Origin of the sequence: Streptomyces roseirectus, assembly GCF_014489635.1 — a bacterium.
GTDB lineage: Bacteria > Actinomycetota > Actinomycetes > Streptomycetales > Streptomycetaceae > Streptomyces > Streptomyces roseirectus.
Window position 1 is genome coordinate 2,684,577 of the sequence record NZ_CP060828.1, and the last position, 12,717, is coordinate 2,697,293.

A 12,717-nucleotide genomic window follows, 5' to 3' on the forward strand; every position below is an offset into this window, starting at 1 on the left:
GAGAATCGGCGCCGCGGGGCCGTGTGCTGTCCGGCATTCCAGGAACCCCTTGCCTAGCGTGCAGTGACCGATCGCCCTTGCTTTTCGTTCCCCCGGACGGGGGAAACGGCACGGGAACTACGGATCTGAACGAAGGTGTACGCCATGGAGGCCCCGCCGGACAACGACGTGCTCTGGGCACGCTCCCTGCACTTCACGCACCGCGACGGCACCCCCGGCCTCGGTGGTGTCTCGGTGGGTGTGCGCGAGGGGGAGATCCTCGCCGTCACCGGCCCGCGCGGCTGCGGCAAGACGACGCTGCTGCACTGTCTGTCGGGGCTCGCCCCGGCCCAGCGCGGCGAGGTCTGGTTCAACAGCGTCCCCGTCCACACGATGGGCCCGGTCGCCCGGGAACGGCTGCGCCGCGACCGCTTCGGCTGGATCGACCCGGCGCCGACGCTGGTGCCCGAACTGAACGTCTGGGAGAACGCGGCCCTGCCCCTCATGCTGCGCGGCACCAGCCGACGGCGCGCCAAGGCGGCGGCGCTGGAGTGGCTGGAACGCCTCGACGTCGGCGACAAGGCCCGCAGGAACCCCCGCGAGTTGACCCAGGCCGAGCGTCAACGGGTGTGCATCACACGGGCGTTGGCCCCGGCACCCGCGGTGCTCTTCGCGGACGAGCCGACGGCGCCCCTGCACCGCGCGGACCGCGCCCACGTGTTGCGCACGCTCACCACCGCCGCCCGCTCCCACGGCATCACCGTCGTCCTCGCGACCGGCGACCCGGAGACGACGGCGCTCGCCGACCGCACGGTGGCGATGCTGGACGGGCGCCGCGTCACCACCGTCCACCTCCCCCCGCCCGCCGACCCGGAAGGCCGCCCCGCGTGCTCGCTCTCCGCCTGACCCGAGCCGCCCACCCGGCAGTCCACGCACGCCGCCTGGCCGTGGCGGCGGCCTCGGCGGGCACGGGCTTCCTGCTCCTCTCCACGCTGGGCCACGCCCTGACCCACCCCGACTCGGCGGCGTCCTCGGCCCTGCGGCTGGCCTGGTGCGCGATCCCCCTCACCGCCACGGTCCACTTCGCGATGGCCGTCGCCCGCACCGACCCCGCGACCCGCCCCCGCCCCGGCCTCGCGGCGATCGGCCTCGGCCCGGCCCGCCTGATGGCCGTCTCGGCGACGACAACAGCCCTCTCCACCCTCCTCGGCTCCATGCTGGCCCTCCTGGTCTTCCTCCACCTCCGAGGCGACCTCACCGGCCTCCCCTTCGACGGCGCCGCCACCACCTTCCTCGCCGCCACCCACCCCCTCCCGCTGCCGGCCGCCCTGACCCTGCTCTCCCTGACCCCCCTGGCCTCCTCAGCAGCGGTCGCCCTGATGCTCCGCCCAAGAGACACCCAGGTAGCAGCCCACGCCACCCACCGAGCCTTCGGAGGCTTCACCAAGGCGCCGGGGAGAGAGACGTTCGGCTCGTACGGAAGATTCGGAGCCCGAGGGGGCAACAAACGAACCCCGCCGAATAACGCCTCTGCCGTAGCTGCGGGCAGTCGTGTCTCCCCCGAGTTCTTCGAGCAGGGGGTACCCCCAGGCGGCACGGGTGGGCGCAGCGGCACCCCGCCAGCGCGGGCGAGCGACAAGGCCCCCACCCCAGCCACGACGAAACCCGCAGACGCCCACACCCCAGCCCCCACCGAACCCGCACCCACCCCCACCCAGCCACCCCCCACAGCCCTCCCCTGGGGCGCAGCCACCCTCGCCGCGGGCCTCGCCGTGGAGGCGTACGCGGCCAGATCAGCCCCCACCACGGCCCTCCTGACGCTCCCGGCCGGCCTCCCGACGGGCCCGGCGGCGGTCCTCCTCGGCTGGACGCTGACCGCGGTGGGCCTGGCCCTGGCCGGCCCCGGCCTGACCCACCTCTGCGGCCGCCTCCTGCAGACGTTCCGCCCCGGCGCCCTGCGCCTCCTCGCGGGCAGGGGCCTGATGGAGGAGGCGTCGAGGATCGGCCGCCCCCTGGGCATCCTGTGCGCGGTGGTCTCCGGCGCGTACACGATGGCGACCCTGAACGGCGACAGACCCACGGGCCCCCTGTCCACCCTGGGCGCCCTCCTGGTGACCGGCTGCGCCCTCGGCACACTCCTGACCGCGGCGGTGGAGTCCCGCCAGCACCGTGCGGACACCACGGCGGCCCTCGTCCGCCTGGGCGCCCCCGCGGCCACCCTGCGCGGCGCGGCGGCCCTGCGCGCGGGCGCCCTGCTCCTCGTCTTCACCCCGCTGACCCTGACGGTGGCCCAGCTCGCCACCCTCCCCCTGGCCGCCTGAAAACATTCGTACGAAAAAAATCTCCGACGAGCGATGAGTTGTCACCGCCCCCGGCGTCTACCTCTTCGAAAGCAGCGAAACACACAGCGGAACGACACCACAGGAGACACCGACATGACCGCCCCCGCGTACCAGCAGATGATCTTCGTCAACCTCCCCGTCGCGGACCTGACGGCGTCGAAGGAGTTCTTCACCGGGCTGGGCTACTCGATCAACCCGCAGTTCAGCGACGACAACGCCGCCTCGGTGGTGATCAGCGACACGATCGTCGCGATGCTCCTGACGAAGCCGTTCTACTCGACCTTCACCTCGAAGGAGATCACGGACGCCACGAAGTCCAGCGAGGTCATCGTCGCGCTGAGTGCGGAGAACCGCGAGGCCGTCGACACCCTGGTGGACCGCGCGGTGTCCCTGGGCGCGACGGAGTCCCGCGACCCCCAGGACCACGGCTTCATGTACGGCAGGTCCTTCGACGACCTGGACGGCCACACCTGGGAGCTGATCTGGATGGACCCGTCGGCGATGGAAGGCTGAGCCTTCTGAATAGCATGGGCGGGTGCCCACAACACCCGCCCAGCCGTACGACGGCTCATCCGACCGCGAGATCGAGTCCCTGGCCGAGTTCGACGAGGTGATCGCGACCGCCGGGACCCTGGCCGGATACCGCGTCCAGGCAGTGGACCTGACGGCCCGTACGGACGCTCTGCTCCGCGCCGACACGACGGGCGCCGTCTTCCTCGGCTGCCCGATGACCCCGGAGGCGGACACCCGCGTCAGAGCGGCGGGCGCCCTGGTCTTCCCGCCGGTCCCCGGCCTCCCGTTCGACCCGTACCGAGGGCTCCTCTACACCCCGGACGAACTGTTCGACGGCTTGGCGGACGGCTACGGCTCGACCCCGGACGCGCGGACGTACTCGTGGTTCCAGGAGACGAAGGCCAACGGCGACATCTTCGCGTCGATGCTCCGCTCGGTGCACGACGACGCGGTCTCCGACGCCCTGGACGAACTCCTCGTCGGCGCACGGGTCGTCGGCGTGATGGGCGGCCACGCGATGGCGCGCGGCACCGAGGAGTACGCCGGTGCCGCGCGCCTCGGCCGTTCCCTGGCCCGCGCCGGTCTGACCGTCGCGACGGGCGGCGGACCGGGCGCGATGGAGGCGGCGAACCTGGGCGCGTACGCGGCCCCGTTCGAGGACGGCATGCTGGAGGAGGCGCTGCGACTCCTCGCGAAGGCACCGCTGTTCACGCCGTCGGTGACGGAGTGGGCGGCGGCGGCGTTCGAGGTGCGGTCCCGATTCCCGGACGGTGGGCCCTCGGTGGGGATCCCGACCTGGTTCTACGGCCACGAGCCGCCGAACGCGTTCGCCGCGCACACGGCGAAGTACTTCTCCAACGCCACCCGCGAGGACGGCCTGTTGGCGCGCTGCACGGCCGGTGTCGTCTTCCTGCCGGGCGCCGCCGGAACCGTCCAGGAGATCTTCGACAACTCGACGCCGAACTACTACGAGTCGCGGGGCGAGCCGAGGCCGATGGTGCTGGTGGACGAGGGGCACTGGACCCGGCGGCTGCCCGCGTGGCCGCTGCTGACGGCGCTGGCCGAGGGGAGGGCGATGGCGTCGCGGATCGTTCTGGTGGACCGGATCGAACAGGCCCCGGAGGCATTGAAACGCGCGGGTAATTAATAAGCAGGCAAAGCCGGGGGTCAAATGGGATGCGCGCATTGACACTCCTTATGGCGCGCTTATACACCTGTGAGCCTCAAGGGGATGCTGATGCGCCCCGACGGGGGCTCACTTCCCCTCCCACCCCCCGCAGTTGTGCCTCCCGCAAAGGACAAACGTGTCCATATCCCGCCGCACCGCCGCCCGTTCGGCCCGTATGCTCGGCGTCGCCGCCGCCTCGGCGGCCGTCGTGCTCTCCGCTTCGAGCAGCGCGCTCGCCTGCAACATCCGGGACTTCTCCGCCACCGCCGCCTGCGACGGCGACAAGGGCGTCATCACCGTCACCGACACGGACGCCACCGGGGTGACCGCCACCGTCTCCGTGTACCTGGAGAACAACGGCAGCGACCTCCGCAAGGTCGGGGAGCAGGAGGTGAAGGGCAGCCTGACCGGCACGACCATCACCTTCGCCGAGGACTGGCAGCCCGGCGCCGAGTACCGGGTCCGCGTCAAGGCCGGCACCCTGGTCGACGAGGACATCTCCCCGAACCTCACCACCCCCTCGAAGGCGTGCAAGCCCGAGGAGGAGTCCCCCGCCCCGTCGCCGTCCCCCTCGACGCCTCAGTCCTCGCCGAGCCCGAGCCCGTCGCCCGCCGGCTCCGCCCCGCAGCCGTCGCCCTCCCCCAGCGACGCCGGCGACACCCCGGTCACCCCCGTCGACAACGCCCCCACCCCGGCGGTCGGTGACTCCCACCTCGCCGAGACCGGCGCCAACTCCAACACCGGTCTCATCGCGGGCATCGCCGCGGCCCTGGTCGTGATCGGCGGCGGCGCGATCTTCTTCGGCATGCGCAGGAAGGGCGGCAGCAACCGCTGACGCCGCACGAGTCGACGGGCCCGCCGCTCAAGTGACGGGCCCGTCAGCCGTGTTGGCGTCACCCCATCTTCGCCCGCGCCAGCCAGTACTCCACCACCCGCCGCTCCCCGAGGACTTCGACGGCGTCCAGCGGCAGCCGTCGGCAGAACGCGAGCATCACGTCGGTGAGCGGCCCGCGCAGCACCACGTCCGCCCGCTCGTGCCCGCGCCGCCACGCGACCCCGCCGGGCCCCCACTCCACGATCCACTCGGCGCCGGGCACGTCGGTCGCGTGCAGGTGCAGACTCCCCCGCTCGCTCCCCCGCAGCTCCTCGGCCGCCGCGTGCGGCATGGCCCGCTGCACCCACACGACGATCTCCAGCCACTCGTCGAGCGTGTCGGCGGCCACCTCGGGCGCGACCGCGTACGGCCGGCCGGCCGCGAACGCCGCGTCGGCCCCGTGCACGGTCACCTCGTGCGCCATCCGCCGCGCCCAGAACCCGGCCTCCGGCCGGTCGGTCCACGACCACACCGGCGCCGTCGGCCCCGCCTCCCGCAGCGCGTCCACCACCCCGCGCCCGGTCTCCGCCAGCCACGCGCCGAGCGCCCCGCCGTCCCCCGCGAACTCCGGCGCCACCACATCGGGCAACCGCTCCCGGGCCCCGGCCCGCACCATCCGCTCCACCCACCCCAGCGCCTCACCCACATGCCGCAGCAACTTCTCCAGCGACCACTCCGGACAGGTCGGAACCACGGCCCCGAGATCCGCCCCGGACCGGGCCAGCGCCTCCAACTCCCCCACCCGGAGGCCGATCTCGTCGCAGTACCGGTCGTGCGAAAGAAGCGTCATGCCCTCACGCTAGGCCGTGTCGCCCCCGTCGAGAACGACCACGTCGGCCGCGTCGAACCCGACCCCGACGACGTCGCCCACCTCAGGCGCGTCCCGCAGCGCCACCGCCGCCTCCAGCCGGGGCGCGTCCCCCTCGGGCGCCAGCCGGACGGCGACATGGGTGCCCTTGAAGGTCCGTCCGACGACCGTGCAGCGCGGCCCCTCGCCGAGCCGCACCCCGGCCGGCCGCACCAGCACCGTCCGCTCCCCGCCCGCCGACCCGGCGGGCACCGGCACCTTCCCCCACGGCGTGAGCGCGGTCTCGCCCTCGACGGTCGCGGGGACGACGTTCTCGAACCCGAGGAACCGCGCGACGAACGCGTCGGCGGGCCGCTGCCACACCTCAAGGGGCGTACCGGACTGGGCGATCCGCCCGTCCCGCATCACCACGACCCGGTCGGCCAGCGCGAACGCCTCGCCCTGATCGTGCGTGACGGCGAGGACCGTCGTCCCCAACCGCCCGAACAGCTCCCGCAGTTCGACGACGAGGCGTTCGCGCAGCGAGCGGTCCAGTTGGCCCAACGGCTCGTCCAGCATGAGGAGTCGGGGCCTCGGCGCCAGCGCCCGCGCCAGCGCGACCCGCTGCTGCTCGCCCCCGGACAGCGCGGCCACGGCCCGCCCTCCGGCCCCGGGCAGCCCCACCAGCTCCAGCAACTCCCCCACCCTGGACGCCTGTTCACCCTTCGGCGCGCCATGCATCCGCAGCCCGAAGGCGACGTTCCCGGCGACGTCCCGCTGCGGGAACAACTGGTGGTCCTGGAACATCAGCCCCACCTCACGCCGGTGCACCGGCACCCCGCCCTGGTCCTTCCCCCCGAGCGACACCCGCCCGGCGTCGAGGGGTTGCAGCCCGGCGACCACCCGCAGCAGCGTCGACTTCCCGCTCCCGCTCGGCCCGAGCACACACACCACCTCGTGCTCGGCGACCGCAAGATCGACGGCGTCCAGCACGGCCCTCCCCCCGAACCGCACGGTCGCGCCTTCAAGCCTGAGCATCACAGCTCCCCGCTCCGCTCGGGGCGCAGCCGCTCCAGCACCAGCAGAGCCACCGCGCACACCACCATCAGGATCGTCGAAAGGGCCATCGCCTGCCCGTAGTTGAGTTCCCCGGCCCGCCCCAGCAGCCGCGCCACCGCGACCGGCAGCGTCGGGTTGTCGGGCCGCGCGATGAACACGGTCGCCCCGAACTCGCCCAGCGACACGGCGAACGCGAACCCGGCGGCGACGAGCAACGCCCGCCGCACCAAAGGCAGTTCGACCTCACGCCAGACCCGCCACGGCGACGCCCCGAGCACGGCCGCCGCCTCCCGCAACCGCTGGTCGACGGCCCGCAGCACCGGCAGCATCGTCCGCACCACGAACGGCACCCCCACCAACGCCTGCGCCAGCGGCACCAGGATCCAACTGCTCCTGAGGTCCAGCGGCGGCTCGTCCAGTGAGATCAGGAACCCGAACCCCACGGTCACCGCCGACACCCCGAGCGGCAGCATCAGCAGCGCGTCGAACCCCCGCACCAGCCGCCCCGCGTCACGCCGGGCCAGCGCGGCGGCGGCGAGTCCCCCGATCAGCACGGCGATCCCGGTCGCGACGACCGCGTACTCCAGGGAGTTGCCGATCGCCTCGATCGGCGGCACCAGGAACACGTTGCCCTCGTCGGACGTCAGCGCCCGGTAGTACGCGAAGTCCGTTCCCCCGAGCGAGCGCTGGACCAGCACCGCGAGCGGCAGCACCAGCAGCACCGCGATCGTCGTCAACACCCCGCCCAGCAGCGCCCACTGGCCCGCCCCGCGCGGCCTGCGGGCCGTCGTCGACGCGTCCACCAGCCGCAGCGCGCTCTCCCGGCGCCGCACGGTCCACGCGTGCACGGCGAGGATCGCGCCCACCGCGAGGAACTGGACGACCGTGAGGACGGCGGCCGTTGTGAGGTCGAAGATCTCGGACGTCTGCCGGTAGATCTCCACTTCGAGCGTCGAGAACGTCGGCCCGCCGAGGATCTGCACGACCCCGAAGGAGGTGAACGTGAACAGGAACACCATCAGCGCGGCGGCGGCGACGGCCGGCCCGAGCGCGGGCAGGGACACCGTCATGAAGGCTTTCAGCCTCGACGCCCCCAGCACCCGCGCCGCCTCCTCCTGCCGCGGGTCGAGCTGCGCCCACAGCCCGCCGACCGTCCGGACGACGACCGCGTAGTTGAAGAAGACGTGCGCCAGCAGGATCGCCCACACCGTCGTGTCCAGCCGGACGCCCCACAGCTCGTCGGTGAGCCCGCCGCGCCCGACCAGCGCCAGGAACGCCGTCCCGACGACGACCGTCGGCAGCACGAACGGGACGGTGACGACCGCGTGCAGGAGTCGGCGGCCCGGGAAGTCGAGGCGGGCGAAGACGTACGCGCCCGGCAGGGCGACCAGCAGCGTCAGGGCCGTCGAGGCGAGGGCCTGCCAGGTCGTGAACCACAGGACGTGCCGGATGTCGGACTGGGCGAGGACGTCCCCGAGGCGCCCGAGGTGCCAGGTCCCGCCGTCGTGCAGGCCGCGCAGCAGGATCGCGGCGACCGGGTAGGCGAAGAAGGTCCCGAAGAACGCCAGCGGCAGGGCCATCAGGCCCAGCCGGACTACTTGAGGACGAGAGAGGCCCACGTCTTGACCCAGTCGTCACGGTCGGCGGCGATCTTCGCCGGGGCCATGGTCTCGGGGGACTTCGCGGCGGGACCGTACTTCGTGAACTCCGCCGGCACCGCCGCGCCCTTCAGCACCGGGTACACGAACATGTTCAGCGGCATGTCCTGCTGGAACTCCTTGCCGATCAGGAAGTCGATCAGCGCCTTGCCGCCCGCCGTGTTCTTCGCGTTGCTGAGCAGGCCCGCGAACTCGACCTGCCGGAAGCAGGTGCCCGCCACGACCCCGGTCGGCGCCTCGGCCGGCTTCGGCTCCGCGAAGATCACCTCGGCGGGCGGGGAGGACGCGTACGACACGACGAGCGGCCGGTCCCCCTTCGCCTTCTTTCCGCCGGCCGACCCGGAGAACACCTCGTTGTACGCCTGGTCCCAGCCGTCGACGACCTCGACGCCGTTGGCCTTCAGCTTCTTCCAGTAGTCCTGCCAGCCTCCGTCGCCGTACTTCGCGGCCGTCCCGAGCAGGAAGCCGAGGCCCGGGGACGACGTCGAGACGTTCTCGGTGACCAGGAGGTTCTTGTACGCGGGCTTGACCAGGTCGTCGTAGGACGTCGGCGGGGCCAGCTTGCGGTCGGCGAAGTACTTCTTGTCGTAGTTGACGCAGACGTCGCCGTAGTCGACCGGCGTCACCCGGTGCTTGTCCGCGTCGAGCTGGAACTCCGTGCCGACCCGCGCGAGCCCCTTCGCCTCGTACGGCTGGAAGAGGCCGTTGTCCAGGGCGCGGGAGAGCAGGGTGTTGTCGACGCCGAAGAAGACGTCCCCCTGGGGGTTGTCCTTCGTCAGGATCGCCTTGTTGACGGCCTGCCCGGCGTCACCGTCGGTGAGGACCTTGACCTGGTATCCGGACGCCTTCTCGAAGGCGGCGAGGACGGGCTTGGAGACGGCCCACGAGCTGTGGCTGACGAGGGTGACGGTCTTGGAGCCCTCGGAGGACGCGGGCTGATCATCGGATGATCCACAGGCGGACAGCGCGACCAGGCCCAGGCCCACGACGACGGCGAAACACTTCTTCACGGTGACGACCGAACTTCCTACCCAGAATGACCTGGGCGAGGTTCAGAGGGTCTGCGGCCCGTTCGCCGCACTCTCAGCGCTGTGGCGCTCCCCTGTCGGATATATGAACGTACGACGACGAGCTTACCGTTCGGTAGCGGCGAGCTGTCCACACGCCCCGTCGATCTCCTGGCCCCGGGTGTCCCGGACGGTGACCGGCACGCCGTGCGCCGCGATCGCCTCCACGAACGCCTTCTCGTCCTCGGGCCGCGACGCGGTCCACTTCGAGCCCGGCGTCGGGTTCAGCGGGATCAGGTTGACGTGCACGGGCTTGCCGCGCAGCAGCCGTCCGAGCCGGTCACCCCGCCACGCCTGGTCGTTGATGTCCCGGATCAGCGCGTACTCGATCGACAGCCGGCGGCCCGACTTCTCGACGTACTCGAACCCGGCGTCCAGCACCTCGCGGACCTTCCAGCGGGTGTTGACGGGGACGAGGGTGTCGCGCAGTTCGTCGTCCGGGGCGTGCAGGGAGATCGCGAGGCGGCACTTGAAGCCCTCGTCCGCGAACCGGTGGATCGCCGGGACCAGGCCGACGGTCGACACGGTGATCCCGCGCTGCGAGAGCCCGAGCCCGTCGGGGTTCGGGTCGGTCAGCGCGCGGATCGCGCCGACGACGCGCTTGTAGTTGGCCAGCGGCTCGCCCATGCCCATGAACACGATGTTGGACAGCCGGGCAGGTCCCCCGGGGACCTCTCCGTCCCTCAGCGCCCGCATCCCGTCCACGATCTGGTGCACGATCTCGGCGGTCGACAGATTCCGGTCCAGCCCCGCCTGCCCCGTCGCGCAGAACGGGCAGTTCATCCCGCACCCCGCCTGTGAGCTGATACACATCGTCACCCGGTCCGGGTACCGCATCAGCACCGACTCGACGAGCGTCCCGTCGAACAACCGCCACAACGTCTTGCGCGTGGCCCCCTGGTCCGTCGACAGATGCCGCACCACACTCATCAGCTCAGGGAACAACGCCTCCTGAAGCTTCCCCCGAGACCCCGCCGGAATGTCCGTCCACTCCGCCGGATCATGCGCATACCGCGCGAAGTAGTGCTGCGAAAGCTGCTTCGCACGAAACGGCTTCTCCCCGATCTCCGCGACAACCTCTTTCCGCTCAGCAGGCGAAAGGTCGGCGAGATGCCGCGGCGGCTTCTTGGCTCCGCGGGGGGCGACGAACGTCAGCTCGCCGGGAACGGGACGCGCCACGGTCGGGAACTCCTCAAGACGACGGGGGCCCAGGAGACCTCACCGGACCACCCCCGCGAAACCGCGGGGACGAACGAACGGCCCGCAGCCTGATGCGACGAGCCCTTCCAGGGTACCCCGGCCCGTTCAGCTCCCGATGGCGTCGAGGAAGCCGTCGATCGCGTCGAACACCCGTTTGATGACGGACGCCTTCGCCCGGTGCCGCCAGCCGCAGTACCGCTTGCGCCTGCGGTACCAGCGCCGTCCGTCCTGCGGAACGGGCTCACCGCAGTACTCGCACGGCACCGGGTCGTACCGTCGTCGCCCCCACCCCATGCGCGGCACCCTACGCAAAGAGCCCCCGCCCCAAAAGGGCGAGGGCTCAGCGCATCGGACGGTCAGCCGGAGCCGACGAACAGGACCAGCAGCGACCAGACCACCGGCGCTGTCGGAAGCAGGGAGTCCAGCCGGTCCATGATGCCGCCGTGGCCCGGCAGCAGCGTGCCCATGTCCTTGATGCCGAGGTCGCGTTTGATCATCGACTCGCCGAGGTCGCCCAGGGTCGCGCTGGCGGCGACGGCGAGGCCGAGGAGGAGGCCCTGCCACCAGGTGCCGTCGGCGATGACGTACTGCATGAGCAGCGCGCCCGCGACCATGGCGAACGCGACCGCGCCGAGCAGCCCCTCGCGGGTCTTGCCGGGGCTGATGCGGGGGGCGAGCTTGCGCTTGCCGAAGCGCCAGCCGACGGCGTACGCGCCGGTGTCGCTGACGACCGTCAGCACCAGGAAGACCATCACGCGCCGGTGCCCGTCCTCGGCGGTGAGCATCAGCGCGACGAACGTCGCGAGGAACGGCACGTAGAACGCGGCGAAGACGCCCGCCGTGACGTCCTTGAGGTACCCCTCGGGAGGCTCCGTCATCCGCCAGACCAGCACCGCGAGCGCGGTGAGCGCCATGGCGACCCAGGCCCCCTCGGGCCCCCGGACATACCCGGCGACGACCATCGCGGCGCCGCCGACGGCGAGCGGCACGAGGGGCGCCTTGATCTCCTTGCGCTCCTGGAGCCTGCTGGTCAGCTCCCACAGGCCGACGACGACGGCGACCGCTATCACCCCGACGAACACGGCCTTGACGATGAACAGCGAGGCGACGATCACCGCCCCGAGCCCGACCCCGACCCCTATGGCCGCGCCCAGATCCCGCCCGGCGCTCTTCTTCTGCGGCGCGGGCTGCGGCGTCGGCTGCCGCTCGTCGGCCATGGGCTCCGGTTTCTGCGGCACCGCCGCCTGGGGCTGCGCCGACGGGTTCTCGTCGCGGAACAGGGGACCACCGCCCGCTGCGGTGGCCCTCCAGTCGTCATCCTGGTCTCCGCCATGAGCGGGTACGTCGGGCACGATGGGCATGGGGCGAGTCTGCTGCGCCTGCGGCGCATCGTACGCGGGACCCGCCGGAGCGCCCCCCCAATACCCGGCCTGTCCGGCCTGTGGCGGCGCCCCCCAGGAAGAGTCGTTCATCAGACTTCGAGCAGCTCCGCTTCTTTGTGCTTGAGCAGCTCGTCCACCTGGGCGACGTACTTCGCGGTCAGGTCGTCGAGTTCCTTCTCGGCGCGGCGGACCTCGTCCTCCCCGCTCTCCTTGTCCTTGACCAGCTTGTCGAGGGCGTCCTTGGCCTTGCGGCGCACGGAGCGGATGGAGACCCGGGAGTCCTCGGCCTTGCCCCGGGCGACCTTGATGTAGTCGCGGCGGCGCTCCTCGGTCAGCTCGGGGAACGTCACGCGGATGATGTTGCCGTCGTTGCTCGGGTTGACCCCGAGGTCCGAGTCACGGATCGCCTGCTCGATATTGCGCAGCGCCGTCTTGTCGAACGGGGTCACGACGGCCATGCGCGGCTCCGGCACGGAGAACGAGGCCAGCTGGTTGATCGGCGTCGGCGCACCGTAGTACTCGGCGACGATCTTGTTGAACATCGCCGGGTGCGCACGGCCGGTGCGGATCGCGGCGAAGTCCTCCTTGGCGACCACGACGGCCTTCTCCATCTTCTCCTCGGCTTCGAGGAGGGTCTCTTCGATCACCACTTGCTCCTGCGTGTCTTGAGTAGGCCCGGCTGCGGTTC

The 12,717-nt window shown here is 71.8% G+C and carries 13 protein-coding genes; 5 read left to right on the forward strand and 8 right to left on the reverse strand.

Annotated elements, in window-relative coordinates:
- Positions 1-144 precede the first annotated feature (144 nt).
- From IAG44_RS10880 to IAG44_RS10900, 5 genes are all read left to right on the forward strand, one after another.
- Positions 145-885 carry an ABC transporter ATP-binding protein gene (locus IAG44_RS10880; protein ID WP_187746937.1) on the forward strand — a complete coding sequence of 247 codons (741 nt, stop codon included), beginning with the start codon at positions 145-147 and terminating at the stop codon, positions 883-885.
- Positions 867-2,300: a hypothetical protein gene (locus tag IAG44_RS10885; protein ID WP_187746938.1), complete on the forward strand. Its 1,434-nt coding sequence runs from the start codon at positions 867-869 to the stop codon at positions 2,298-2,300. The genes IAG44_RS10880 and IAG44_RS10885 overlap by 19 nt, the downstream gene beginning before the upstream one ends.
- A 114-nt stretch (positions 2,301-2,414) precedes the next feature.
- On the forward strand, positions 2,415-2,834 hold the full coding sequence (locus IAG44_RS10890; protein ID WP_187746939.1) for a VOC family protein: 420 nt from the start codon (positions 2,415-2,417) through the stop codon (positions 2,832-2,834).
- Positions 2,835-2,856: 22 nt separating this feature from the next.
- On the forward strand, positions 2,857-3,981 hold the full coding sequence (locus IAG44_RS10895; RefSeq protein WP_187746940.1) for an LOG family protein: 1,125 nt from the start codon (positions 2,857-2,859) through the stop codon (positions 3,979-3,981).
- A gap of 196 nt (positions 3,982-4,177) precedes the next feature.
- Entirely contained in the window at positions 4,178-4,837 is a 660-nt protein-coding gene (locus tag IAG44_RS10900) for an LAETG motif-containing sortase-dependent surface protein (RefSeq protein WP_187752614.1), read from the forward strand.
- A gap of 58 nt (positions 4,838-4,895) precedes the next feature.
- On the opposite strand, the gene IAG44_RS10905 is transcribed toward IAG44_RS10900, so the two are convergent.
- The 8 genes from IAG44_RS10905 to frr form a co-directional block, all read right to left on the reverse strand.
- On the reverse strand, positions 4,896-5,666 hold the full coding sequence (locus tag IAG44_RS10905; protein ID WP_187746941.1) for a maleylpyruvate isomerase family mycothiol-dependent enzyme: 771 nt from the start codon (positions 5,664-5,666) through the stop codon (positions 4,896-4,898).
- A 9-nt stretch (positions 5,667-5,675) separates the two neighbouring features.
- A complete protein-coding gene (locus IAG44_RS10910; protein WP_187746942.1) occupies positions 5,676-6,701 on the reverse strand; it encodes an ABC transporter ATP-binding protein in 1,026 nt (341 codons plus the stop codon).
- Positions 6,701-8,302 carry an ABC transporter permease gene (locus tag IAG44_RS10915; protein ID WP_187746943.1) on the reverse strand — a complete coding sequence of 534 codons (1,602 nt, stop codon included), beginning with the start codon at positions 8,300-8,302 and terminating at the stop codon, positions 6,701-6,703. The genes IAG44_RS10910 and IAG44_RS10915 overlap by 1 nt, the downstream gene beginning before the upstream one ends.
- Before the next feature lie 14 nt (positions 8,303-8,316).
- On the reverse strand, positions 8,317-9,390 hold the full coding sequence (locus tag IAG44_RS10920) for a thiamine ABC transporter substrate-binding protein (RefSeq protein WP_187746944.1): 1,074 nt from the start codon (positions 9,388-9,390) through the stop codon (positions 8,317-8,319).
- 123 nt (positions 9,391-9,513) lie between these two features.
- On the reverse strand, positions 9,514-10,626 hold the full coding sequence (rlmN, locus tag IAG44_RS10925; protein ID WP_187746945.1) for a dual-specificity RNA methyltransferase RlmN: 1,113 nt from the start codon (positions 10,624-10,626) through the stop codon (positions 9,514-9,516).
- 126 nt (positions 10,627-10,752) lie between these two features.
- The gene (locus tag IAG44_RS10930) at positions 10,753-10,941 is read right to left on the reverse strand and encodes a hypothetical protein (protein ID WP_187746946.1); all 189 of its coding nucleotides are present in this window, start codon (positions 10,939-10,941) and stop codon (positions 10,753-10,755) included.
- Positions 10,942-11,003: 62 nt separating this feature from the next.
- Positions 11,004-12,119, reverse strand: coding sequence for a phosphatidate cytidylyltransferase (locus IAG44_RS10935; protein WP_187746947.1), 1,116 nt, complete (start codon positions 12,117-12,119; stop codon positions 11,004-11,006).
- The gene (gene frr / locus IAG44_RS10940; RefSeq protein WP_187746948.1) at positions 12,119-12,676 is read right to left on the reverse strand and encodes a ribosome recycling factor; all 558 of its coding nucleotides are present in this window, start codon (positions 12,674-12,676) and stop codon (positions 12,119-12,121) included. Before frr ends, IAG44_RS10935 begins: the two co-directional genes overlap by 1 nt.
- Positions 12,677-12,717: the final 41 nt, after the last annotated feature.

Bases quoted from the DNA above. Each gene is read 5' to 3' on its own strand.
- IAG44_RS10880 (WP_187746937.1), top strand. From the start codon at position 145: ATGGAGGCCCCGCCGGACAACGACGTGCTCTGGGCACGCTCCCTGCAC.
- IAG44_RS10890 (WP_187746939.1), top strand. From the start codon at position 2,415: ATGACCGCCCCCGCGTACCAGCAGATGATCTTCGTCAACCTCCCCGTC.
- IAG44_RS10900 (WP_187752614.1), top strand. From the start codon at position 4,178: ATGCTCGGCGTCGCCGCCGCCTCGGCGGCCGTCGTGCTCTCCGCTTCG.
- IAG44_RS10905 (WP_187746941.1), bottom strand. From the start codon at position 5,666: ATGACGCTTCTTTCGCACGACCGGTACTGCGACGAGATCGGCCTCCGG.
- IAG44_RS10910 (WP_187746942.1), bottom strand. From the start codon at position 6,701: ATGCTCAGGCTTGAAGGCGCGACCGTGCGGTTCGGGGGGAGGGCCGTG.
- IAG44_RS10915 (WP_187746943.1), bottom strand. From the start codon at position 8,302: ATGGCCCTGCCGCTGGCGTTCTTCGGGACCTTCTTCGCCTACCCGGTC.
- IAG44_RS10930 (WP_187746946.1), bottom strand. From the start codon at position 10,941: ATGGGGTGGGGGCGACGACGGTACGACCCGGTGCCGTGCGAGTACTGC.
- IAG44_RS10935 (WP_187746947.1), bottom strand. From the start codon at position 12,119: ATGAACGACTCTTCCTGGGGGGCGCCGCCACAGGCCGGACAGGCCGGG.